The sequence below is a fragment of the Flavobacterium sp. KBS0721 genome (genome assembly GCF_002007065.3).
Classification (GTDB): domain Bacteria; phylum Bacteroidota; class Bacteroidia; order Flavobacteriales; family Flavobacteriaceae; genus Flavobacterium; species Flavobacterium piscis.
In genome coordinates, this window is the sequence record NZ_CP042170.1 from 3762748 (window position 1) to 3788027 (window position 25280).

17 protein-coding genes are annotated in these 25280 nt (G+C 35.5%); 15 read left to right on the forward strand and 2 right to left on the reverse strand.

What is annotated here, in order from left to right:
- Window positions 1-373 precede the first annotated feature (373 nt).
- From B0M43_RS16175 to B0M43_RS16210, 8 genes are all read left to right on the forward strand, one after another.
- Complete coding sequence (locus B0M43_RS16175) at window positions 374-3382, forward strand: TonB-dependent receptor (protein WP_065449880.1); 3009 nt, start codon at window positions 374-376, stop codon at window positions 3380-3382.
- A 16-nt stretch (window positions 3383-3398) separates the two neighbouring features.
- Window positions 3399-4925 carry a RagB/SusD family nutrient uptake outer membrane protein gene (locus B0M43_RS16180; protein WP_078007316.1) on the forward strand — a complete coding sequence of 509 codons (1527 nt, stop codon included), beginning with the start codon at window positions 3399-3401 and terminating at the stop codon, window positions 4923-4925.
- A gap of 79 nt (window positions 4926-5004) precedes the next feature.
- Window positions 5005-6180: a cellulase family glycosylhydrolase gene (locus B0M43_RS16185; protein WP_078007315.1), complete on the forward strand. Its 1176-nt coding sequence runs from the start codon at window positions 5005-5007 to the stop codon at window positions 6178-6180.
- A gap of 262 nt (window positions 6181-6442) precedes the next feature.
- Window positions 6443-7483, forward strand: coding sequence for a glycoside hydrolase family 43 protein (locus B0M43_RS16190; protein WP_078007314.1), 1041 nt, complete (start codon window positions 6443-6445; stop codon window positions 7481-7483).
- Window positions 7484-7725: 242 nt separating this feature from the next.
- Entirely contained in the window at window positions 7726-9537 is a 1812-nt protein-coding gene (locus tag B0M43_RS16195) for a glycoside hydrolase family 2 protein (protein ID WP_078007312.1), read from the forward strand.
- A gap of 405 nt (window positions 9538-9942) precedes the next feature.
- Window positions 9943-10971, forward strand: a complete 1029-nt coding sequence (locus B0M43_RS16200) for a family 43 glycosylhydrolase (protein ID WP_078007311.1) — start codon at window positions 9943-9945, stop codon at window positions 10969-10971.
- 24 nt (window positions 10972-10995) lie between these two features.
- A complete protein-coding gene (locus tag B0M43_RS16205; RefSeq protein ID WP_078007310.1) occupies window positions 10996-12171 on the forward strand; it encodes an aldose epimerase family protein in 1176 nt (391 codons plus the stop codon).
- Between the two features lie 988 nt (window positions 12172-13159).
- A complete protein-coding gene (locus tag B0M43_RS16210) occupies window positions 13160-14137 on the forward strand; it encodes a glycoside hydrolase family 43 protein (protein ID WP_078007309.1) in 978 nt (325 codons plus the stop codon).
- 38 nt (window positions 14138-14175) lie between these two features.
- On the opposite strand, the gene B0M43_RS16215 is transcribed toward B0M43_RS16210, so the two are convergent.
- Window positions 14176-14664, reverse strand: a complete 489-nt coding sequence (locus B0M43_RS16215; RefSeq protein WP_078007308.1) for a hypothetical protein — start codon at window positions 14662-14664, stop codon at window positions 14176-14178.
- A 217-nt stretch (window positions 14665-14881) separates the two neighbouring features.
- On the opposite strand from B0M43_RS16215, the gene B0M43_RS16220 reads away from it, so the two are divergent.
- From B0M43_RS16220 to B0M43_RS16235, 4 genes are all read left to right on the forward strand, one after another.
- Complete coding sequence (locus B0M43_RS16220) at window positions 14882-15841, forward strand: YheT family hydrolase (RefSeq protein ID WP_078007307.1); 960 nt, start codon at window positions 14882-14884, stop codon at window positions 15839-15841.
- A 199-nt stretch (window positions 15842-16040) separates the two neighbouring features.
- On the forward strand, window positions 16041-17246 hold the full coding sequence (locus tag B0M43_RS16225; RefSeq protein WP_078007306.1) for a PQQ-binding-like beta-propeller repeat protein: 1206 nt from the start codon (window positions 16041-16043) through the stop codon (window positions 17244-17246).
- Window positions 17247-17506: 260 nt separating this feature from the next.
- A complete protein-coding gene (locus B0M43_RS16230) occupies window positions 17507-17698 on the forward strand; it encodes a cold-shock protein (RefSeq protein ID WP_065449890.1) in 192 nt (63 codons plus the stop codon).
- Window positions 17699-17821: 123 nt separating this feature from the next.
- A complete protein-coding gene (locus B0M43_RS16235; protein ID WP_246860137.1) occupies window positions 17822-18175 on the forward strand; it encodes a nuclear transport factor 2 family protein in 354 nt (117 codons plus the stop codon).
- Window positions 18176-18206: 31 nt separating this feature from the next.
- On the opposite strand, the gene B0M43_RS16240 is transcribed toward B0M43_RS16235, so the two are convergent.
- Entirely contained in the window at window positions 18207-18428 is a 222-nt protein-coding gene (locus B0M43_RS16240; protein WP_078007304.1) for a hypothetical protein, read from the reverse strand.
- Window positions 18429-18799: 371 nt separating this feature from the next.
- Here B0M43_RS16240 and B0M43_RS16245 point away from each other — a divergent pair, with 371 nt between their 5' ends.
- Genes B0M43_RS16245 through B0M43_RS16255 form a run of 3 tightly spaced genes read left to right on the forward strand, consistent with a single transcriptional unit; the run spans window position 18800 to window position 25048 of the window.
- Window positions 18800-21883 carry a SusC/RagA family TonB-linked outer membrane protein gene (locus tag B0M43_RS16245; RefSeq protein ID WP_078007303.1) on the forward strand — a complete coding sequence of 1028 codons (3084 nt, stop codon included), beginning with the start codon at window positions 18800-18802 and terminating at the stop codon, window positions 21881-21883.
- A gap of 11 nt (window positions 21884-21894) precedes the next feature.
- Window positions 21895-23400 (forward strand): SusD/RagB family nutrient-binding outer membrane lipoprotein, encoded by a 1506-nt coding sequence (locus B0M43_RS16250; RefSeq protein WP_078007302.1) that lies wholly within the window; start codon window positions 21895-21897, stop codon window positions 23398-23400.
- Between the two features lie 7 nt (window positions 23401-23407).
- Window positions 23408-25048: an alkaline phosphatase family protein gene (locus B0M43_RS16255; protein ID WP_078007301.1), complete on the forward strand. Its 1641-nt coding sequence runs from the start codon at window positions 23408-23410 to the stop codon at window positions 25046-25048.
- The last annotated feature ends 232 nt before the right edge of the window (window positions 25049-25280 follow it).

Genomic DNA, 25280 nt, shown 5'->3' on the forward strand with positions numbered 1-25280 from the left:
TAAAATCATGTTGTAATCAAATCGTGTCAATGTTCGACAAAATGATGCAAACCGCTGTTTAATTGGATATAATTCTACAATTTGACTCATTTAAGAGAGAAATTGACACAAATGAATCATTTTATTTTGAATTAAAATCATCTACTTTGACTTTTTAAATAAATGATATTGATAATTTTTAACCTTAAAAAATAAGGCATCAATAAAATTAACTTTAAAAAACAATCACATTAATACTTTTGAATTAAAATGAACACATTATTATTAGTAACCAATTTTAAAATGGTACGTCGCCATCGCACAGACGCTTAAAACTTTACAAATTCAGTACAAAACCAACCAAAAAATGAAAACTATCTAAAATGAAAAATCAATGAAAACAACGTTCACTCAAATTTTAAAGCAGAGATATTACCTCTTGTTTTTCTTTAGTTTATTAGTGCAGCAAGTGCAGGCACAACAGCAAATAACCATAACGGGAAAAGTGTCTTCTGCAACAGGAGAACCCATTCCGTTTGCAAATGTTGTGATCAAGAATACCAAAAACGGTGCAGTTACCGATTTCGACGGAAGATATAAAATTACAGCAGCTTCAAATCAAACCCTGATTTTTAGTTCGCAGGGATTCAAAACAATCGAAATTGCGATAAATAATGCCACAACAGTAGATGCTTCTCTACCTGAAGATGCAATGAAACTGGACGAAATTGTGGTGGTAGGTTATGGTTCTCAACAGAAAAAAGACCTTACAGGAGCCGTTTCTCTGGTAAAAGCCGGAGAAATTCAAAAACGTCAGGTTACAACTGTCGCAGACGGACTTCAGGGTTTAGTTACCGGAGTTAAAGTTCGTGGCGGCGGCCGCCCGGGACAGGAAGCCAATATTGAAATTCGTGGTTTAAAAAACCTTCAAAATACCAATCCGTTATATGTAATTGATGGTGTAATTACTTCTGCAAACAGGGATTTTAACCCAAATGATATCGAAACTATTCAGGTTTTAAAAGATGCATCTGCAGCAGCAATTTACGGTTCAAGAGCGGCAAATGGTGTAATCATCATTACAACCAAAAAAGGTAAAAAAGGACCACTTAAGGTGGAAGCTTCTGTGAAATCAAGTATTACCACAATGCCAAGATATGATTTAATGGGAACTGAGGAGTTTGCAAAATTAAATAATCAGGCATATGATAATGCGGGATATCCAAGACAAAATCTTAACATGGCGGTTAATACAGACTGGCAGGATGCTGTTTTCAAAACCGGAATGATCAATGATTATAATGTAAGTGTTTCCGGAGGAGGAGAGAACTCAACCTTTTTTATGTCAGGAAATTATTTTGACAATAAAGGAACAGTTGTAGGAACTGATTTTGACAGAATTTCATTCCGTGTAAATTCAAGTGGAACCAAAGGTATTTTTAGTATTGGAGAAAACATTGCGATCAGCAATTCTAAAACAGATGAAATGTCTGGAAATCCAATTATTGATGTTTACAGAATGACGCCAACAATTCCGCTTTATGATGCTGGAAATCCTGGAGGATATGGTTACGGAAAGCAAGGAGTAGCAGATACTTTTGGTACAAATCCTTTGGCAATTGCAGATTTTTCGAATGCAATAAATGAAAATTTCAGAATCAGAGGAAATGTCTGGTCAGAATTAAAATTGGCATCGTGGTTAAAATACCGTTTCAATTTTGGATATGAAACTAGTTTTGATTCTTATAAATTTTTAAGAAAAATTGGAAACTGGACATTAAATCAACCGGTAGATCCTTCTATTATTGATCAAAATAAAGGAAGATCAGAAACGATGTTGTTTGAAAACACATTGAATTTCAAAAAACAATTTGGAAAACATGATCTGACAATTTTAGTGGGACAGACTTTTCAAAAAGACAAATACGAACAAATTTATGGCACAAAGAGAAATATTCCGATAAACTCAGGAACGGGTCAATATTATCAGGTTCTAAATCAGGGAGATTCACCGGTAGTGGGTGGTTTTATTAATGAAGCTTCTCTGGCCTCTTATTTAGGGAGATTAGAGTACAATTATGATAATCGTTACTTATTTAATGCCGTTTTAAGACGCGATGGATCATCAAGATTTAGCGATGAAAACAAATGGGGAAATTTCCCTTCTGTTTCTGCAGGATGGAGAGTAAATAATGAATCTTTCTTTAAATCTGAATTTATTAAAGATCTGAAATTAAGAGCAAGTTACGGAGAATTAGGTTCTGGTAACATTGGAAATTACGAATACAAAAGTTTCGTGAATAATTTTGGACAAATTGTCTTAGGAACAGGACAGACTTTGTATCCATCTGCAACTCAGGTAAAATTATCTAATTCTCAGTTACGTTGGGAAAAGCTAAAACAAACCAATTTTGGATTAGATCTGGGAGTTTTAAATAATGATCTACGTTTTACGGCAGATTATTTTATTGCCCGTACAGAAGATGTATTATTTGGTTTCCCCATTTTATTAACCACAGGAAATGACGGAGGAAATCCTATTTCTAATGCCGCAACGGTTGAAAATAAAGGTATTGAACTGGAATTGGCTTACAGCAAAAAAATTAATGAATTCTCATTTAATGCTTCTGTAAACTTTACCAAAGTAAATAACAAATTGGTGTCTTTAGGAAATGGTCAAAACGAAAACATCGTTGGAAATACCATGACAAGAGCAGGATCGCCTGTAGGAATGTGGTATGTATTGCAAACTGACGGATTGTTTCAAAATCAAGCTGAAATAGCCAACTATAAAAATGCTGACGGAAAAGTAATTATGCCAGGCGCAGTACCCGGAGATATCCGTTTTAAGGATGTTAACGGCGACGGGCAAATTACAAGTGATGACAAAGCAATTGTTGGAAGCCCGTGGCCTGAATTTGAAATGGGTTTAAATGCAGGAGCAGAATACAAAGGTTTTGATTTTTCGATGAACTGGATTGCTTCTCACGGAGCAACTGTTTATGACGGATTTAGAAGCGTTGTAGATCGTTTTGACGACAATAGTAATTACAGAGCAGGAATTCAGCCCTGGACACCTGAGAACCCAAATACGGATTTCCCAAGAGTAACAAAAGGTTCAACTTTAAACTCAAGAGGAGATAGTGACCGATTCTTAGAAAATGGCGATTTTATCAGACTTAAATACATTGGGTTTGGTTATAATTTGCCGGAAAGTATCTTGAATAAATCCGGAATTGCAAGAGCAAGATTAACATTATCAGCACAAAATATTATTACAATTACAAAATACAAAGGTTTAGATCCTGAATTTTCAAACGGTAATATTTTTGAAAGAGGTGTAGATAACGGAGCTTTCCCAAATCTTAGAACATATTCTTTTGGAGTTGAATTTAGCTTTTAATTAAAAAAATAGGATAATGAAAAAAATAATAATAACAACCGTAGTTTTTCTAGGTCTCTTTTTTGCATCATCTTGTGAAAATGAATTAGATCTGAACAGCCCAAATGATATAACAGTAGATCAATATTGGAAAACTGAAAGTGATGCACAAGCCGGCGTTAACTCCATTTATGCCATGTTTTATAAAGATGGATTATGGGCAAGATGGATTTATTTCCGTCTTGACTTAACTTCTGATGAAGGATTTAGTAACAGCCCGTGGACAGAATTGGCAGACTGGACAAGATTCAATTATATCAATTATAATTTTTGGGAAGGAAATTCAGTAACATGGAGAGATACTTACAAAGCCGTTTTTAGATGCAATCAGGTTTTGGCAAATGTGCCCAATATTACATTTCAAAATGAAGACGATAAAAAGAAAATTTTGGCGCAGGCTAAATTTTTCAGAGCGCTACATTACTACTATGCAGGAATTATTTGGGAAAACATTCCTTTAGTGCTGGATCCTTCTACACCGGCTGATTTACCACAGCAAAAAAACGTGACCGAAGTTTGGGCACAGGTGGAAAAAGATTTAAATGAGGCTTTCGCCGATTTGCCTGCTTCATGGTCAGGTGACCAAACCGGACGTCCTGATAAAGGTGCTGCAAAAGCTTTTCTGGCAAAAGTATATATGCAACAGCATAAATGGCCGGAGGCAAAAGGGGCTTTGGAATATTTAATTACCGGTCCCGGTGCCAAGTACAATTTAGTAGCAAATTACAGAGACAACTTTACAGACGTAAATGAAAACAACATTGAGTCTGTGTTTGAAATTCAGTTTGGAGATCAAAGAAAAGGTGGAACTGGAGAAGATCAAAATGCTGCAGTTTCCAGTAATCGCAGTCAATTTTTTGCCCCAAGAGGAATTGGATGGTCAGACGGACAAGCTCGTTTCTGGTTAGTAAATGCTTTTAAACAAGAAAAAAATAAAGACGGAAATCTGGACGCAAGATTAAGATACACTTTATACTATCCGGGTTTACTAGCTGATTTTGGAGACAAAACATACGGTAAAAACTGGGAGTGGGGCAATGATGAAGCATGGTTCAGAAAAGGAAGCCGTGATTATTACCGAAACAACGAAGATTATTACAATCAGGTAAATTACAGATTGGTTCGTTACGCAGATATCTTGTTACGCTATGCAGAAGTGCTGAACGAATTAGGAAATACAGCTGGCGCTTATCAATATGTTGATTTAGTAAGAGCACGTTCAAACATGAACACACTAGCGGTTGCACATCCTGAAATTGGAAACGATCACGATAAATTTTTAGAAAGATTAAAAACAGAACGAGTTTTAGAATTGGCCGGAGAAAGTGTTCGCTGGGAAGATTTAAAACGCTGGGGAGATTTAAATACTCAGGCTTCTGTTGATAAAATTGCGCTTCGTGATCCTGATTTTAAAAACTTTACAGTAGGTAAAAACCAAAGATTACCAATTCCGCAGGTTGATGTGGATAATAATCCAAACCTGGATCAACACGCTGAATATTAAAATAGTTAAAAGGGAATCAGGTCCAGTAAATCTGATTCCCTTATAAAAAGAACGATTGTTCATAATAACAAAATTTATAATGAAAAAAGTAAAATTGTGTCTGACATTAATGTTGGCAGGACTAGTATTGCTTAGTTGCAACAACAAAAAAAAGAATACCGAAGAAAGTAAAAGTGAAACCGCTGCAATCGAAAAAAGAGAAATCTGGACAAAAGATCAGGCCAATACATGGTATGCAGAACAACCTTGGTTAGTAGGAGCAAATTATTATCCTAGCACAGCTATAAATCAGTTAGAGATGTGGCAGGAAGATACTTTTGATCCCAAAAGAATCGATCAGGAATTGGGCTGGGCAGAAGGTATTGGTATGAATGTAATGCGCGTTTACCTGCACGATTTATTGCATCAGCAAGATGCCGAAGGTCTTTACAAACGCATGAATACATTTTTGGAAATTGCAGATAAACACCACATTAAAACACTGTTTGTTTTATTTGATTCGTGCTGGGATCCTTTTCCTGCTTTAGGCAAACAACGTGCACCAAAACCCTACACACACAATTCAGGCTGGGTGCAGAGTCCGGGACAAAAAGTATTACAGGACAAAACACAATATCCGCGTTTAGAAAAATATGTAAAAGAAACCGTTGCAAAGTTCAAAGACGACAAACGTATTTTGGGTTGGGATGTCTGGAACGAACCGGATAATATGACGGGACCATCTTATGAAAAAATCGAAATTAAAAACAAAGTCGATTTGATTTTGCCGCTTTTAAAAGATGTTTTTGTCTGGGCAAGAGAAAGCAATCCGTCACAGCCTTTAACTTCTGGAGTTTGGGTAGGAGACTGGAGCGATGAAACAAAGATGAAACCAATGCACAAAATGCAGATCGAACAATCGGATGTGGTTTCTTTTCACAACTATAATACACCTGCAGATTTCGAAAAAGTGATCAAACAATTGCAGCGATACGGAAAACCGTTATTGTGTACAGAATATATGGCAAGACCAAACGGAAGCACTTTTGAAGGATTTTTGCCAATTGCAAAAAAATACAATGTGGGCATGATCAACTGGGGTTTTGTTGACGGAAAAACACAAACCAAATATGCCTGGGACAGCTGGACTAAAAAATACGATGCAGAGCCAAAACTTTGGTTTCACGAAGTACTTAAAAACGACGGAACGCCTTATATAAAAGCAGAAACAGATTTGATTAAAAAGATGACTTCTGAGGCGAATAAAAAGAATTAAATAAATTTTATTAGCCCACGGATTTTACGGATGGAACCGATTTTCACGGATCAATTTAATGCATTATGTAAAAAATGAAATTCATCAATTAAAATTCATTAAAAAAAGAATCAGCGGAACTCGTTTCACCGGTAAAATCCGCGGGCAATAAATTTTATAGATTAAACCGTTCATCACCGATGAATTAAAATGCATTAAAAAAAAATCAGTGTAAACCCGTTTCATCCGTAAAATCCGTGGGCAATAAATAAACTTAAAAGCAATGAAAAAACATACGTTAAAACAGCTCTTTTTTCTATTCGCGATTGTCATTGGATTTTCCGCGAAAGCGCAACAGCCCGATCCGCCGGGGCAAGTAAAAGGAAATGAAAAACCTAAAAATGAAGCCTATCTTTTTGCGCATATGACGCACAACGATTACGGCAAATTGTATTATTCCGTTAGTCTTGATGGTTTGCATTGGGAAAACTTAAACAGCGGAAAAAGAGTTTTTGAAGATTATAAAGGACATCCCGATATCTGCAAAGGTCCGGACGGGAAATACTACATTGCAGGAAACACTGGCGACGATGCAAAAACAATCAATATCTGGGTTTCAGAGGATCTAATTACCTGGAAAAAACACTCAGATTATACGCCGGATTTAAAAAGTACGCCAGATTATTCGAATGCCTTACAACGAATTGGTGCGCCAAAATTATACTACGACAAAGACTCAGAAAAGTTTATCATGACCTGGCACACGCCGCATCTTGATGGTACAAAAGAAGATCCGGAACGTTATTGGGCAAGTCAGCGAACTTTATATGTTTTGTCTAAAGACTTAAAAACTTTCGAAGGTACTCCAAAACGTTTGTTCGACTGGGATATGGGAACCATAGATGTTTTTATTCGTAAAGTAGGTGATTCGTATTATGCTGTAATTAAAGATGAAACCTATCCCACTTTATACTGGACAACCGGAAAAACCATCCGAATTGCCAAATCAAAATCACTTTTAGGACCTTACTCTTTGCCCCAACAATCGATTAGTCCCAACTTTAGAGAAGCGCCAATGCTGATTCCTTCTCCTGATGATAAAATATGGTACATGTATTACGAGCAATATCCGGGAGTTTCTTACGGATTATCGATTGCAGATAATCTTAACGGCCCTTGGTTTCAGGCCTCAGGTTATACTTTTTTTGCCGATTGGGATAAATACAGTTTTCCTGAAAAAGTACGTCATGGCTGTATGATCACCCTTTCGAAAAAAGAATATGATGGATTGGTGAAGAAATTTGGCCTCGTTAAAAAGTTATGAAATTATGAATTATGAGTTATGAGTTATGAGTTATGAGTTATGAGTTATGAGTTATGAGTTATGAGTGGGGATTGGGTTCAATTCAAAAATCATAACTCCAAACTCATAACTCAAAAAAAATGGTTAGTTAAGTTAGTGTTTGAAATTACCAGACTATGTGGATATAGTCTGGTAATTTATTTAGTAAAGAAGAAATTGAAATGGCAATACTTTTTAAAAGCATTGCACAAAACAAGATATAAATGAATAAAAAAACAACTGTTTTACTGGCGCTTTTTATAAGCTGTCTGGTTCATGCACAATGGAAACCACAGGGAGATAAAATCAAAACAAAATGGGCGGAGCAGGTTGATCCTAATAAAACATTACCGGAATATCCCCGTCCGATTATGGAGCGCAGCCAATGGAAAAATTTAAATGGTTTATGGAATTATGCCATTCAGGAATTTGGAAAAAAAGCACCTTTAAAATATGACGGGCAAATTTTGGTTCCGTTTGCGGTCGAATCCAGTTTGTCCGGAGTGATGAAAGATGTGGGAGCAAAAAATGAACTTTGGTATGAAACCCATTTTTCGCTTGAATCCAACTGGAACGGTAAAAATATTCTTTTGCATTTTGGTGCCGTAGACTGGAAAACAGAAGTATTTATTAATGATGTAAAAGTAGGTTCGCATACAGGAGGTTACACCCCATTTTCGTTTGATATTACACCTTTTATCCAAAAAGGAAAAAATCAAAAACTGGTGGTAAAAGTGTGGGATCCTTCAAATGATGGTCCACAGCCACGAGGCAAACAAGTAAAAAATCCTGAAGGAATCTGGTACACACCGGTAACCGGAATTTGGCAAACGGTTTGGATAGAACCTGTAAATGCTAAAAATATTACAGCACTTAAAACAAGTCCAAATATTGATCAGAATACCATAAGTATCAAAGCAGATGTTGCGGGTGCGGAAGCTGGAGATTTAGTTGAAATTACTGTTTTTGATGGCGGTGCAGCAATTGCAAAAGAAAAAGCGGTTATTGGTGAAAGCAATGATATTGTATTAAATAACCCGAAATTATGGTCGCCGGAGAGTCCGTTTTTATATCAGACAAAAATTCGTTTAATCAGTAATAATAAAGTGGTTGACGAAGTGAAAAGCTATTTTGCGATGCGAAAAATTGCGTCAAAAAGAGATGAAAACGGCATCGTGAGAATGCAGTTAAATAACAAAGACTATTTTCAGTTTGGCCCGTTAGATCAGGGTTGGTGGCCAGAAGGTTTATATACGGCGCCAACAGACGAAGCTTTGAAATATGATATTATTAAAACAAAAGAATTAGGTTTTAATATGATTCGCAAGCACGTAAAAGTCGAACCGGAACGTTGGTACACACATTGCGATCAGTTAGGGATTTTGGTTTGGCAGGATATGCCAAGCGGAGACGAACAGCCGCTTTGGCAAAACAGAAAATATTTTGAAGGAACCGAATTACAGCGTTCAGCAAAATCAGAAGAAATCTACAGAAAAGAATGGCGGGAAATAATGGACCATTTATATTCTTATCCAAGTATTGTGGTTTGGGTTCCGTTTAACGAAGCCTGGGGACAATTTAAAACGGTAGAAATTACCGAATGGACAAAAAATCACGACCCAAGCAGATTAACGAATTCATCAAGTGGTGGAAATCATTTTCAAACCGGAGATATTTTGGATTTACACAATTATCCTGGACCGGAAATGTATTTGTATGATGCCAGAAGAATCACTGTTTTAGGAGAATACGGCGGAATTGGTTTGCCACTCGAAGGCCATTTATGGAGAGCAAATGACAACTGGGGTTACGTTAAATTCAAAAATGAAAGTGAAGTAACAGCCGAATACATCAAATACGCTAAAATCCTGAAAAACTATGTAAAAACAGGATTTTCGGCGGCAGTTTATACACAAACGACAGATGTCGAAGGCGAAGTAAACGGTTTCATGACCTACGACAGAAAAGTAGACAAAATGGATTTTAAAGCGGTGAATAAAATTAATACTGAAGTTATTGATGCTTTGAATCATTAAATAAGAGTTTTCTAGTATGAAGCAACTTTGTCAAAGTTTACTTGAGAAAATAAACAGCTCCAGTTTGTCATTTCGACGAAGGAGAAATCACACTCGGGATTCGACAAAGATTAGAGATTTGATTGTGGAGTTTCTAGTGTGATTTCTCCTTCGTCGAAATGACAAAATTGTACCCTAATTGAATTTCGATCTTCAAACATTGCCCGTGGTTTCAACCACGGGATCGCAATAAAAGGTGTGATAATATTGCACCCCGTGGTTGAAACCACGGACAATGTTGACAAGTTTACTTCATAAAGATTAGATTCTCGTTGCGGAGTTAATTGTGGGATTTTCTCTTTAGGAATGACAAAAATACGTTTATCAATTTGTGCTTAAAAACACACACAACAATAAAAAAATAAAATGAAAAAATACATACTACTATTTTTACTGGCGATTGTTTCAACTGGATATTCACAGCAAAAAACATTCACAAATCCCATTTTACCATCGGGTGCAGATCCTTATAGCACGTATTACAAAGGATATTACTATTACACGAATACTTTGCAAAATCGATTGGAACTTTGGAAAACGAAAGATTTAGCTGATCTGAAAAATGCTGAAAGTAAAGTTATTTGGACGGCTCCAAAAGGAACCGATTATTCGGCAGATATCTGGGCGCCTGAATTTCATATTATCAACGGAAAATGGTATTGTTATTTTGCAGCTGATAATGGTGACAACAACAATCACAGAATGTATGTTTTAGAAAATAAATCATCAGATCCGTTTAAAGGAAATTTTGTATTTAAAGGAAAAATCGCTGCCAAAACCGACAAATGGGCAATTGACGGAAATGTCTTTGAACATAAAAAACAATTGTATATGATCTGGGCAGGATGGGAAGGCGATACTAACGGACAGCAGAATATCTATATCGCCAAAATGAAAAATCCGCTTGAAATAGAAGGCGATCGTGTTATGATTTCTGCGCCAACAAACGATTGGGAAACACATGGAGCTTTGCATGATGATATTAATCCGGCACAGGTAAATGTAAACGAAGGACCTCAGTTTTTATCCAGAAACGGTAAAATATTCATAGTGTTTTCGGCGAGCGGCTGCTGGACCGATTTCTACGCTTTGGGTTTATTAACTTTTAATGGTGGAGATAACTTATTAGACCCATCGGCATGGAAAAAATCTCCTGAACCTATTTTCAAACAATCCGATAAAAATAAAGTGTATGCACCGGGACACAATTCTTTCTTTAAATCTCCTGACGGAAAAGAGGACTGGATTTTATACCACGCCAATTCGAATCCGGGAGAAGGATGCGGCAATAAAAGATCACCACGAATGCAGAAAATCGATTGGGATGCCAACGGATTTCCGGTTTTGGGAGAACCTGTAAGCGAGGCAACTAAATTGGCGCTGCCATCAAATTAGAAAACATCTTAAAAAATATAAAAAATGAGAAATATTCAGATAGCGGCTGTTATCATGCTGGCACTTCTTCAATTTAATTGTAAAGACGCTAAAAAAGAAAATGCCCCATCAAAAGAAACTGCTGAAAAAATAGCAGATTCGGCAAAAACAGTTTTGGAAACTAAAAACTTCGATACAATAATTGATGGTAAAAAAGTGAATTTATTTTGGATAGAAAACCAAGGAATCAAAGCGGCTTTTACCAATTACGGAGGAAGATTAGTGGGACTTTGGGTGGCTGATAAAAACGGAAAACTCACGGATGTTGTCGTTGGAATGAACAGTGCAGCAGGCTTTAAAAACGCAACAGAACCTTATTTTGGAGCAACTATTGGAAGAGTTGGAAACCGAATTGCAAAAGGAAAATTTACATTGGATGGAAAAGAATATCAGGTACCGCTCAACAATGGAAAAAATGCGCTGCATGGCGGTGTGAAAGGGTTTCAGGATGTGGTTTGGGACGCTGTTAAAACGAACGAAAATACGTTGGTTTTTAGTTATGTTTCACCAGATCGAGAACAAGGTTTTCCGGGGAATTTAAAAGTAAAAGTAACGTACACAATTACAGATGATAATTCGGTGAAAATGGAATATGAAGCGACAACTGATAAAACTACCGTTGTTAATTTAACCAATCATGCTTTTTTTAATTTGAATGGGGAAGGAAGCGGGACGATTTTAAATCACGAATTACAAATTTATGCCAATGAATTTACACCGGTGGATGAAGGTTTGATTCCGAATGGTGAATTGAAAGCGGTAAGAAACACCCCATTTGATTTTACTTCAAAACATACGATTGGAGAACGAATTGAAACCAAAGACGAGCAGTTAAAATTCGGAAAAGGATACGATCACAATTACGTCCTTAACGGAACAAAGAAAAACGGACTGAATCATGCGGCGACAATTTCAGGAGACAAATCAGGGATTGTAATGGATATTTTTACCCAAGAACCGGGATTGCAATTTTACAGCGGAAATTTTATGCAGTCTAAAAACACCTTTAAATCAGGTTCGAAAGATGATTTTAGAACAGCATTTGCTTTAGAAACACAACATTTTCCGGATGCACCCAATCAGCCAAAATTTGCAACGATTGTTTTAAAACCGGGACAAAAATATCATACGGTTTCTTATTATCAGTTTTCTGTGAAATGAGAAAAGTTTTAACCGCAAAGAGCGCTAAGAATTACGCAATGAACGCAAAGATTAGCGTGCTTTATGGTAAAAATTGTAAAGTTAAAAGTACGCGTCTAACCACAGAGAGCACAAAGATTTTCACAAAGATCTCAAAGCTATTTCTAAACGCAATTTGAAGTAAAACTTTGCGCGCTTTGTGTTAAAAATTATAAAGTTAAAAGTACGCGTTTAACCACAGAGAGCACAAAGATTTTCACAAAGCTCTCAAAGGTATTTCAAAGTACAGCTTTGTGAACTCTGTGTTTTTCAACATCATCTAAACGCAATTTAAAATAAAACTTTGCGCACTTTATGGTAAAAATTGTAAAGTTAAAAGTACGCGTTTAACCACAAAGAGCACAAAGATTTTCACAAAGATCTCAAAGCTATTTCAAAGTACAGCTTTGTGAACTCTGTGTTTTTCAACATGATCTAAACGCAATTTGAAGTAAAACTTTGCGCGCTTTGTGTTAAAATTATAAAGTTAAAAATACGTTTAACCACAGAGAGCACAAAGATTTTCACAAAGCTCTCAAAGGTATTTCAAAGTACAGCTTTGTGAACTCTGTGTTTTTCAACATCATCTAAACGCAATTTAAAGTAAAACTTTGCGCACTTTGTGTTAAAAATTATAAAGTTAAAAGTACGTTTAACCACAGAGAGCACAAAGATTTTCAAAAAGCTCTCAAAAGGTATTTCAAAGTACAGCTTTGTGAACTTTGTGTTTTTCAACATCATCTAAACGCAATTTAAAATAAAACTTTGCGCGCTTTGTGTAAAAAATTATAAAGTTAAAAGAACGCGTTTAACCACAGAGTACACGAAGATTTTCACAAAGATTTAAGTGTTATTTTAAAGTACAGCTTTGCGAACTTTGTGTTTGTAAACATAATCCAAACACAATCCTTATAAAAAACTTTGCGCACTTTGCGGTTAAAAAAAACTATAAAAACTAAAACCAAAAATCATGAAAAAAATAGTAAGCCTCATAACATTACTCTGCTTTTTTACAGCCTGCTCGCAGGAAAAAAACACAGATAAACCCAAAGAGGAAATCCCAAGAAGCACTATTTTATTGGCAGATCCTACGATTTTTTATCATAGCGGGGTCTATTATTTATACGGCACTACATCGGGAAATATACCAAATGGCGAAGGTTTTCAGGTCTATACATCATCAGATTTAAAAGACTGGAAAGGACCGGTTGGAGCACAAAATGGCCTGGCTTTGAAAAAAGGAGATTCTTATGGAGATAAAGGCTTTTGGGCACCGCAGGTTCTTTCGTATAATAACAAATTTTATATGATTTATACGGCCAATGAAAATATTGCTACAGCAGTTAGTGACAGTCCGCTAGGGCCATTTAAGAGTGAAACAAAAGAACCAATTATTAAAACCGGAAACCAGATTGATCCTTTTGTTTTTATAGATGAGGATGGCAAAAAATATTTATATTTTGTGAAATTAACGAACGGAAACCGAATTTTTGCAGCCGAAATTAATGACGATCTTCAAAGTATTAAACCAGAAACGTTAACCGAATGTATCTCAGGAACTTTGCCTTGGGAAAACACTGAAAATACAAATTGGCCTGTTACAGAAGGACCAACAGTTTTAAAACACAACGGTTTGTATTATCTGATTTATTCGGCAAACGATTTTAGAAATATCGATTATGCAGTAGGTTATGCTACGAGTAAAAGTCCGTTTGGTCCTTGGGAAAAATCAAAAGACAGTCCGATTATTAGTCGAAAAAACACCAACCAGAACGGAATTGGTCACGGCGATATTTTTTGGGACAAAGACCAGAAAATGCATTATGTGTTGCATACGCATTTTAGTGCAAGCGCCGTTTCTCCTCGAAAAGCCGCCATTATTGATGTTGAGTTTGTAGGGAATGAATTAAAAGCAGTCAATAATAGTTTTAATTTTTTGAAAAACTAAAACTATTATGATCAGGCACTAATTATGACAGTTCGTAATTAGTGCTTTTTGTTTTCAAGCTGTACTTTAAATTTACCCCAAAAAGGATTATCAGCCATTTGCGAATGTCCAATTACAAGAATGTAGTTTCCTTTTTGTGTGAGAGGAATATTCAAATCCATTCCAAAAGGGCCATCTGAGGCATTATCAGGAGAAATAATTTGGTTGAAACGAATGTTTCCTTTTCCTGTAGTAGGAACAATGTTAGCTTTTAGATCGCCTAAATCTTCGTTTTTAAATTTAACGTAAACTCTTGGATGAATAGAGTCTATTAAACCTTCGGCTGTAAAGAAACCCTTTTCGTTTTTAAAATTCATAAAAATGGTGTCGCCTGTTTGCAGGTTCTCTTTTTCATTTTCTTTCTCTTTTTCATTTTCATTTTCATTTGTGGCAATGGAATCTGTAGCCGCAACAGGAGCTTTCTTATTTTCTTTTTGCTGACATGAAAAAAAGAAAACTGATAATAAAAGCATTAGTAGATTTTTCATAACAATATTTTTTAGTAAAACATCTCAAAACTAGTTCTTTTTTGAGTCGTTTTTGTTACATAATAGTATTTGTATTTTGTAATATCTGTATCAAATACGTTATTTTAAATGATGACGAATGTATTAATTTTCTTTAAAATAAAATAAAAGAGACAGTTTTAAATTACTTGTGGATTGATTTCTTAGCTTTGTAGAACCACCCACAAATTTTCTTATCATGCCAGTAATTGAACAATCAGAATATAATTTTCCTTCTATTATTCATCGGAACAGGCACGTTTCTACTATTTATGCTGCGTTGTTTAAAAAGTTTGACGCTCCGGGTTATACTCGAGAGAAAATAGAGTTAAATGATGGAGATTTTATCAATATTGATTTTATCATCAATGATCCTAAAAAAGCAGTTATTTTATGCCATGGTCTGGAAGGGGATTCCCGTAGAACGTATAATAATAGTTGTGCCGTTTATTTTCAACAGAAAGATTTTTCAGTTTTCGCCTGGAACAATCGTACTTGTGGCGGAGAAATGAATCGTTTACCCAGACTTTATCATCACGGTGCAGTAGATGATCTTGATGAAGTGGTTCAGTTTGTTTTGCAAAAAGGATTCGAAGATGTTTATTTGATTGGATATTCGATGGGAGGGGTGCAGCTTTTGAATTACTTTGGATGGACAAAAATCGATGAGCGTATAAGGGCAGGAGTCTGTATTTCGGTTCCTACGCATATTGCCACAAGTGCTGCTATTCTCAAACAAGGTTTCAACAGGGTGTATTTAAAGAATTTTACAATTGATATTAAGAAAAAGCTGAAATACAAAGCGGCACAATTTCCTGATTTTATCAACAGCGATCAAATTGACAGTATTACTTCATTTGACGAAGTCGACCATTATTTTACCGCACCGCTGCATGGTTTTGCCAGTCGGGATGATTATTATGAGCGTGTATCTCCTGAATTTTCGCTTAAAGATATTACTACTCCAGTCTTAATTCTTAATTCTCTTGATGATCCTTTTTTAGGAGAAAGATGTTATCCAAGAGCAATAGCGCAAGAAAGTGACTATGTGTATCTTGAAACGCCAAAATATGGGGGACATTGTGCTTTTCCGTTGCGTGATTCGATGTATTCTTATGCAGAGAAAAGAGCGTATGGTTTTTTTGAATCCTATAAATAACCACTAGATAACCGCTAAAACTCCATAATATATTTTTACTATATTTGACCTCGATATTGGTTTATTTATTGAATTGAGTACATTGAATTTTAATGTTTTAATTCCTATTTAAGCTGTCTTTTTTATTGAAAAAGCTGTATTTGAAACAGTATTTTCATAAAGAAAAAAGAAATCGAATGATCAAACCTCAATTTTAAAAATGAAAAAAACACTAATAACGCTTTTATTTGTATTTACGGTTGTTACTATGTTTGGGCAAACACCAGCTGTATCAAAATCCGGTAAAACTAATTATTCTAACAATAAAGTTTTAACCATCAATGATATGGTTACGAATAAGGTCATAAATCCGCTTAAAAAAGTGGCTTTAGATGGTCAATCGATCCTGATTTATGATTATGATGGTTCGCTTATGTCGTTTAATTTAGAATCGGAAGCCTTTAACTGGACGGTTAAAGCAAGCGATTCTCATACTGAAATGTGCGCCAATCAGGTAACGCTAAAAGAAGGCGTAATTTATGTTCCTTTTATTAATGGTGAAATTTTTGCAATTGATAACAAAACCGGTCAAATTTTCTGGAAATCAAGATTGGGGAATATTACAGATCAAATTATACTAAAAAATCAAATTCCAGTCATTGATGAAGGAAAACTGTTTATAACCACCCAGGATCCCAATAACAACATTTATGCTCTTGACATAAAGGATGGCAGTTTGATCTGGAACTACAAACTTGATGCGACAAACAATGACATTCCGGTGCTCTTTTTCGACAACAAAGTTTTTACCCAAAGCGGAACGAATTTTTATAGTTTTGAAGCCAATACAGGAAAACTTCTTGCACAAAAAAGTTTTGAGGAAGCCATACACGGAAAGGCTGTAACAGATGGTGAAAATGTTTTTGTAGCCAATGAAAAAAATGTGCTTTTTGCCCTAAATCCAAATAACCTGGATATTTTATGGCAATTTAAATTAGATGAAAATCAGCATAATATTAAAGACCGCATATTCAGCAAAGAAAAAAAGGTATATTTTGCAGATCAGGGCCCGGAAGTTTCTTCAGTTTACGCTTTAGATTCAAAAACAGGAACTCAAATTTGGAAAACAGACTTTAAAGGTGACAATATCGAGTATATTGTTGAGGAAAGTGATAATGCCTGGGGATATACCCGTAAAGGAAAATTGTTTCAGATAGATATGGCAAATGGTGAAATAGCATTCGAAATAAAACTATCCACTTTACCAATTTCGAATCTTGAATTTGCAGAGGATAATTACTTGTATTATTATTCTGATGCTGCTTTGATTCAATTTGAATTTAGTACAAAAGACGAAAACGAAGTCTATCTGAGAACTTCGATTAAGGACGACGCATATAGTGCTTATCTAAAAATATTGCGATAACAAAAACAAAAAGAAGCTGTTTCAGTACAAAATAGCTTCTTTTTGTTTTGGCATTTTTTTTTGGTCGATTTATTAATTTTACGATCGAATAACCTGATTTTAGGGATAATAAATATGTTTTTCAAGTTGGTTTAGTTAAGCAATTCTAGTGCTAAAATAAAAAAATGCATTTTTTTTTAATCTAATTTACTCTTTTTCAGTATCGTAATGATAAATGTAGTACATTTATGACCAATATATGATCAATAAATAATATCAAGATGCAAGAAGGTACAGTAAAATTCTTTAATGAAGAAAAAGGTTTTGGATTTATTACTCCAAAAAACGGTGGAAGTGAAATTTTTGTTCACGTTTCAGGTTTATCAGAAAATATTCGTGAGAACGACGAAGTACGTTACGAAGTAGCAGATGGCAAAAAAGGGCCAAACGCTGTAAACGTAGTTGTCATCTAATATATGATGAGAAATGATTTAAAAGTACCTGCCAAAAGCAGGTACTTTTTTTTTGGATACTAAACACATCAAATCCGGATCTATAATGTTCGGATCATTTTGTAAAATAGTTAAGTATAAAAGATGATGGATAATAAAGCAATACTGGAAAAAGCAAATGCAGCCGTTAGCAGTGGTGATAATGAAGGTTTTTTATCCTTTTGCACTGATGATACAAAATGGACATTTGTTGGTGATCAAACCCTGCAAGGAAAGCAAGCAGTTCGCGAATATATGGCAGCAGAATATCTTGAACCTCCAAAATTCAAGGTTGAAAACCTAATCGCCGAAGGTGATTTTGTTACAGCAATAGGTACAATTAGTCTGAAAGACAAGAGCGGTAAATTGGTCAATTATGATTATAGCGACATCTGGCGATTTCGCGATGGTAAAATGGCCGAATTAAAAGCTTTTGTTATCGAAGTCAGTTCGAAATAATTTTTTCGCTTGATTTTTTATATATAAAAATCTAGTTTTCTATTTTCGGCTTAGTCTGTGATGTGGTAATATCATTACTTTTTGTCTCATATGAATTGGAACATGGAGAAGTATTTTCTGAAAGGTCATCCCAGTGTCCCCAGTCTCCAGTATATTGTTTTCTGTAGACCAAGTCGCTTTTATTACCGTAAATCAGACTTTCGTAAGGGCATTTTTTTAGATTTTTGTCGTTGTTTGGGGCTGAATTATTCATGACGTTTACTTTTAGATGTTTAAGGAACTCAAAATTAGGTATATACAGTTATCTTTTTTTATATCAAAACGTTTATTTGTTGTAGAATTCTCACCTTTTAGAAATTAAACATTTCTAAACCAATATGCTACAGCTTTTATTGAAGTTAACACATATTGAAATTCCTTTTCCCAATAATTCTTCTATAATGATCTTATAATAGGTTGATTTTAATTGAAAAAAAATCAGCGTAGTAGTTTTACGTAACATTAATTTGATGATTCAATAAAGGCCTGTTAAAGATTTCTTAAAATCAAAAAGTTTACTAATAGTAAATATTTTTACACATTTGTGCTGTAAAAAATTACTAATAGTAACTATTTGATAAGCCAATGAAAAATTTTAAAACTTTAATGATTCTATTAATGATGTTGGTATCATCATTAATTGTTGCCCAGACTTCTACTTTTAAAGGAAAAGTAGTAGATGAACTAAATGAACCATTACCGGGAGTATCTGTTCTTGTAAAAGGAACAACTTCTGCAATTACAACAGATTTTAATGGAGGTTTTGAAATTGAATTGCCACAAGGTAAAGAGCAGCTTGTTATTTCTTATATGGGATACATTACAGCTAATTTTAATCCGGGAAACAAGAAATCGGGTATCATTTCTTTAAAACCGGATTCTCAAAATTTAGATGAAGTAGTTGTAACTGCTCTTGGTATTAAAAAAGAGAAGAAAAAATTAAGTTATTCAGTTCAGGAAGTTCAGGGCGATTTAACCAAAGGAAGGGATGCCAACGTGATGAACTCCCTGTCAGGAAAAGTTTCCGGATTAGTTGTAGCGGCATCGCCGGAGTTTTTTAGCAGTCCAAACTTATATTTAAGAGGGAAAAAACCTTTAATTGTAGTTGATGGTGTGCCTTTGGGAACCGATACATGGAATATAAGTCCTGATGATATAGAAAGTATAAACGTACTGAAAGGTGCCAATGCTGCTGCACTTTACGGATCTGTAGGAGGAAACGGAGCCATTCAGATTACGACAAAAAGAGGTACGCAAAATAAAAAATCGTATGTAGTAGAGTTCAATCACAATACGATGTTTCAGGGTGGTTATAATGCTTTGCCAAAAACGCAAAATGCGTATGGACCGGGTTCTTACGGAAATTATGCTTTTGTTGATGGTAAAGGTGGCGGTATCAACGATGCTGACTACGATCAATGGGGACCAAGATTTGGCGGGCAGTTAATTACCCAATATGACAGCCCTTTAGATGCTAACGGAAAACTAATTGCAACTCCTTGGCTGGCACGAGGAAAAGACAATTTTAAAAATTTTATGGAAAACGGTCTTCTTACGACCAACAACTTAGCACTTGCTTCCAACTTTGAAAAAGGAAATATCAGGTTCTCACTTTCAAATACGTATCAGGAAGGAATTAACCCTAATACAAAATTAAATATTTACAATTTTAATTTAAGCGGAAGATACAATCTTAGCGATAATACGTGGGTTGATGCAAGCTCTAACTTTAGTTTTCAAACTTCTCCAAACAATCCAAATGTGCAATACGGACCCAATAGTTACATCTACAATATGCTAATTTGGGGTGGTGCTGATTATGATATTAGAGATTTAAGAGACTACTGGCAAAAAGGAAAAGAAGGGATACAGCAAAAGAATTTTGAATATACGCGTTACAACAATCCGTATTTCATGGCTTATGAATGGTTACGAGGGTATTACAAAAATGATTACTCAGGCCAAATAAGTCTTAATCACAAATTTAGCAGTGATTTTGATATGCTGGTAAGAACAAATATGGCCCTGACGAATTTGTTTAAAAATGAAAAATTTCCTTATTCTATGACGACTTACGACAGAGATAAAGGGCAGGGAGATTATAAGGAAGAATACAACTACGGATTCAAAAGTTATTCTGATTTAATGGTAAATTACCATAAAACAATCAGTAATTTCGAAGTAAAAGCTACTCTTGGAGCCAATATCAATATTGATAAAGCCCGTAATTCTTTTGCTTCTACAAATTATTTGATCATACCGGGATTATACACTTTAAGCAACTCTCAAACACCGGTTCAGCCTACTAATTTCAACAGTCATTTTCAGACTTACAGCTGGTACGGATCTATGGATTTGTCTTATAAATCCTTTTTATTCCTGGGTGCAACAGGAAGGTTCGATACAGATTCGAGACTTCCGGAACAAAACAATACCTTCTTTTATCCATCAGTGGGTTTAAGTGCTGTTTTGAGTGAAGTAGTAAAAATTCCGCTGGTAGATTTCTTAAAAGTTAGAACCTCTTATGCAAAAGTGGGCGGATCACTGGATATCTATAGCAATTTAGATACGTACAGACTTAGGGATCCTTTTACAGTAGGAGGAAAAACGTATAATGCAGCTTATGTTTCTGAAATTTTATCGAATAAAGATTTAGAGCCTGCCTTTAACTCGTCGATTGAATTTGGGATGGAAACCAGAATGTTTAAAAACAGATTTGGTTTTGATGTTACGTATTACGAAAATACAAACGGACCGCAGATTTTTGATTTAAAATATTCAGAAACTTCAGGATATCAAGGAAGTAAACAAAACGGAATTACCACAAAAACAAAAGGTGTAGAAGTTTCTCTATTTGTAAAACCTATCAAAAGCAAAGATTTTAACTGGGATTTTAATGTGAACTGGTCTACTTACAAAGAGTATTTGAAAGAAGTGTATGCCGGAATCGAAAATAACGGAAGAATTAAAGTAGGAGAGCGCGTAGATGCTTTTTATATTAATGATTTTATGAGAACAAATGATGGTAAGCTTATCGTAGGAAATGACGGAAAGCCACTTATCAATCCGTACCAGACAAAGGTGGGTTATAAAGCTCCGGACTGGTCAATGGGTATTACCAACAATGTGAGTTATAAAAATATAGCATTGAATTTTACTTTTGACGGAAGATACGGAGGAAAAATAGAAAACTATGTCAACCAAAAAATGTGGCAAAGCGGTAGACATGCAGATAGTAATACTCCGGAACGTGCCAATGATGTTATTGGTGTAAAATCATATGTAACTGACGCAGTTGTAATAACAGGTGGAGAATTGATTACAGACGGACAGGGAAATACGATTACTGATACCAGAACCTTTGCTCAAAACACGACTAAAATGTATTATCAGGATTATGCCAAATCATATCATGGTAATTATGCAGCCAATATTATAGATAAAACTTTCTTTAAACTGCGAGAAATAAGCGTAACTTATACTTTACCAGCTTCATTTACAAAACGATCGTTTATAGAAAATGCTTCTATCTCATTAGTCGGCAGGGATTTACTTTATTTCTCTAAACACAAAAACATCGATTTAGATCAGTTTTTAAATGAGAGCGATTCACCGCTTCAAACTCCAACCGTAAAAAGTTATGGTATCAACTTAAACTTAAAATTTTAATACCAGTAAAAATGAAAACAATACAACTATATAAATCCATGTTGATTATGGCAATGGTTTTGCTTGCAGGATCTTGTACGAATTTTGAAGATTTAGCCGATGATCCAAACAAGGCGACAAGCGTTCCTCCTTCGATGCTGTTAACAGAGGTTTTAAGAGTCATGAATAATGTTGATGACGAAGGCCCTTGGTCGGGTGCACAAAGAGACAATCAGTTTTGGGCAATTTCCTTTGATTATTACGGAGAACAGGATTACAATTGGGGATCAGGACCTATGCGATATACTACCTTATCGAATGTTACAGCAATGGAAAAAGAAGCTTCAAAACTGGATTCAAGGAATAAATACGGTGCATTAGCCAAATTTTTCAAGGCGTATTTCTTTGACTATATGTCCAAAAGAATGGGTGATATTCCACTGTCAGAAGCATTACAGGCAAATGGCAGCCAGCCCATTACACAACCTAAATACGATACTCAAAAAGAAGTGTATATCGAAGTTTTGAAACTTTTGAATGAGGCAAACGATCAAATTACGGCAGCAAAGGCCGAAGTAGGAACAGGTAATGTAGACGGAGATTTTTTATACAACGGAGATTTAGACAAATGGCAAAAAGCAATCAATGTTTTTCACCTAAGAGTATTAATTAGCTTAAGCAAAAAAACAGCAGATATAAACGTTGCCAATGAGTTGAAGCAAATGATCGAAAATCCGTTTAAATATCCTTTAATGACAGGAATTGAGGACAATATGAAGCGCAATTTCTCGGATGAAAACCTAAACAATTTCCCTTTAAATCCAGGAAACTTTGGTCGTAACCGAAACAGAAATGTAATGGCTGGAACGTATTTGAATATTCTAAAAGCCAATAATGATCCAAGAATATATAAAGTAGCCGATCCTGCTGCTTTTTATTTTAACAGCGCAGATCCTTTCAATATGAATGCGTATGTAGCTGCCAATACAGGAGATGAGCAAGGCCCTATGCAGGTGGCTTCAGATCAGGGTAAATTGTCTTATCCTAATGAAAAAAGATATTACAGCTCGTATGTAGGAGAAGCCTATACTTTAATTGGTTACGCTGAGCAGCAGTTTATCATTGCAGAAGCCATAAACAGAGGATGGATTGCCGGAGATGCAGCAGATTTTTATACTAAAGGAATAAAAGCTTCAATGGATTTTTACGACGTGAGCAGCTCAGATATTACCACTTTCTTAGCCAGTAACAATGTGGTTTATAAAGGAAACAATGCAAATGGATTAGAACAAATCTTAACGCAAAAGTATGTCGCATTTTTTCAAAATTCTGAAAGAGAGGCTTACTTCAATTTCAGAAGAACCGGAATTCCTGCTTTTAATGTGGGACCTGCTAATAAAAACGGAGGAAAAATTCCGTTGAGATGGAAATATCCTCAAGGAGAATTTGATAATAATGCTGCAAACGTAAAAGCCGCATTAAACAGCCAGTACGGAGGAACAGATGATATTAATGCTGTCATGTGGCTTTTAAAATAACATTAAAATGAAACACACCAAAAATACCATCATGATCATAGCGATATTCTCGCTATGGTCTTGTTTTTCTCAAAATAAAAAAGAGTTTCAGGCAGTAAAACATGTCGTAGTCATTGGTTTTGACGGTTTAAGCCCTAACGGAATTGAAAATGCCAAAACGCCCAATTTTCATAAACTAATGAAAGAAGGTGCTTCTACAATGCATGCAAGGGCGGTACTGCCATCAAGTTCCAGTACCAATTGGGCAACAATGATTATGGGCGCAGGGCCGGAACAGCACGGAATAACATCTAACGATTGGGAGAAAAATAATTTTGTTCTTCCTACAGTGGTACAAGGCGAGGATTTTCTTTTTCCAACCATTTTTAAACTGATTCACGATCAGAAAAAAAATGCCGAAATAGGAGCGATTTATCATTGGTCAGGTTTTGAAAGACTATTCGAAAAAAGCGCTGTTAATTATGATATTAACCCTGGAACAGAAGACGAAACTGCTCTTAAAGCCAGCAATTATATACAGTCAAAACAGCCCGTTTTTACGTTCGTACATTTTGATCATGTTGACCATGCCGGACACGAATACGGTCATGGCAGCCCTGAATATTACAAATCAGTAGAAAAAGCAGACGTTTTATTGGGCGAGGTTTTGCAGGCAATAGCAAGTTCAGCAATGGCCAATGAAACGTTAGTGATAGTAAGTGCTGATCACGGAGGTTTAGGCAAAGGTCATGGCGGAGAATCGTTGCAGGAAGTCGAGATTCCGTTTATTGTCTGGGGAAAATCAGTGAAGAAAAATTACACGATAGAATTTCCGGTTTACCAATATGATAATGCTGCAACTGTGGCTTTTGCTTTAGGTTTGAAAATGCCAATGGCTTGTATTGGCAGACCCGTTAAAAATGCTTTTGAAGGATACAACGAAAAAGACCATTTTCCGCTTACCAAAAGATTCAAACAACCTGTAATTCAGCCACAAGCCGTTTTAAGCAAAAGAGCAGGTGGTTTATTTACCAGTCAGGCCGACGTCATAATCGAAAACCCGGGCGGAGAAGGTGAAATCAGATATACAACTGATGGAGCAATGCCGACAGGAAAATCTCAATTGTATCAGGCTCCTTTTAAAACAGCTAAAAATACAGTGGTAAAAAGTGCCATTTTTAAGAACGGAAGTATTGCCAGTTTGGTAAGTGAAGCATTTTTCAGAGTGGTTCCTGCTGGTTTTCAGCCTCCGGTTTCTTACGAAATATTCTATTTGTCCAATTTAAACAGTATTCCTTTTTTAGACAATCTGACTCCTAATGAAAAAGGAAATTGTTTTGAAATAGGTTCCGAAGAAATCAATCAGAAAATCAAGGATAATACTGTGGTAAGATTTAAAACCACAATTACTATCGAAAAAGAAGGAACCTATAAGTTTTATACCAGATCAGATGACGGAAGCATTCTAAAGCTTAATAATGAGATTGTTGCCAACAATGACGGTGATCACGGTATAATAGAAAAATCAGGAGAAATTAAGCTAAAACCAGGAAAATATCCTCTGGAAGTACTTTGGTTTAATGGAGGCGGGGGAGGCTGGCTGGATGTTTATTATGAAACAGCCGGAATGCCAAAACAAATTATCCCTTCTTCGATTTTTAAGCTATAAATTTTTAAGCTAAAATATTAATAAGTAGTTGATTGTGATTTCTTAATGCATATGAATTGGAGCGAAAAGCCGCAAATTTTATTAATAATTAGGATGCGGACTCAGGATGTGCCTTTAGGCACCAAACATTGGTAGAAAACAGGAACAGGAATAAATTTAGCGTGCCGTAGGTACGCAATAGTTATCGTTTGTAGCGTACCTATGGCACGCTAACATATTTAAGAACTTAATT

Excerpts from the sequence above, each read along its gene's own strand:
- B0M43_RS16175 (WP_065449880.1), top strand. The coding sequence starts at position 374 with ATGAAAACAACGTTCACTCAAATTTTAAAGCAGAGATATTACCTCTTG.
- B0M43_RS16180 (WP_078007316.1), top strand. The coding sequence starts at position 3,399 with ATGAAAAAAATAATAATAACAACCGTAGTTTTTCTAGGTCTCTTTTTT.
- B0M43_RS16185 (WP_078007315.1), top strand. The coding sequence starts at position 5,005 with ATGAAAAAAGTAAAATTGTGTCTGACATTAATGTTGGCAGGACTAGTA.
- B0M43_RS16190 (WP_078007314.1), top strand. The coding sequence starts at position 6,443 with ATGAAAAAACATACGTTAAAACAGCTCTTTTTTCTATTCGCGATTGTC.
- B0M43_RS16195 (WP_078007312.1), top strand. The coding sequence starts at position 7,726 with ATGAATAAAAAAACAACTGTTTTACTGGCGCTTTTTATAAGCTGTCTG.
- B0M43_RS16200 (WP_078007311.1), top strand. The coding sequence starts at position 9,943 with ATGAAAAAATACATACTACTATTTTTACTGGCGATTGTTTCAACTGGA.
- B0M43_RS16205 (WP_078007310.1), top strand. The coding sequence starts at position 10,996 with ATGAGAAATATTCAGATAGCGGCTGTTATCATGCTGGCACTTCTTCAA.
- B0M43_RS16210 (WP_078007309.1), top strand. The coding sequence starts at position 13,160 with ATGAAAAAAATAGTAAGCCTCATAACATTACTCTGCTTTTTTACAGCC.
- B0M43_RS16215 (WP_078007308.1), bottom strand. The coding sequence starts at position 14,664 with ATGAAAAATCTACTAATGCTTTTATTATCAGTTTTCTTTTTTTCATGT.
- B0M43_RS16220 (WP_078007307.1), top strand. The coding sequence starts at position 14,882 with ATGCCAGTAATTGAACAATCAGAATATAATTTTCCTTCTATTATTCAT.
- B0M43_RS16225 (WP_078007306.1), top strand. The coding sequence starts at position 16,041 with ATGAAAAAAACACTAATAACGCTTTTATTTGTATTTACGGTTGTTACT.
- B0M43_RS16230 (WP_065449890.1), top strand. The coding sequence starts at position 17,507 with ATGCAAGAAGGTACAGTAAAATTCTTTAATGAAGAAAAAGGTTTTGGA.
- B0M43_RS16235 (WP_246860137.1), top strand. The coding sequence starts at position 17,822 with ATGATGGATAATAAAGCAATACTGGAAAAAGCAAATGCAGCCGTTAGC.
- B0M43_RS16240 (WP_078007304.1), bottom strand. The coding sequence starts at position 18,428 with ATGAATAATTCAGCCCCAAACAACGACAAAAATCTAAAAAAATGCCCT.
- B0M43_RS16245 (WP_078007303.1), top strand. The coding sequence starts at position 18,800 with ATGAAAAATTTTAAAACTTTAATGATTCTATTAATGATGTTGGTATCA.
- B0M43_RS16250 (WP_078007302.1), top strand. The coding sequence starts at position 21,895 with ATGAAAACAATACAACTATATAAATCCATGTTGATTATGGCAATGGTT.
- B0M43_RS16255 (WP_078007301.1), top strand. The coding sequence starts at position 23,408 with ATGAAACACACCAAAAATACCATCATGATCATAGCGATATTCTCGCTA.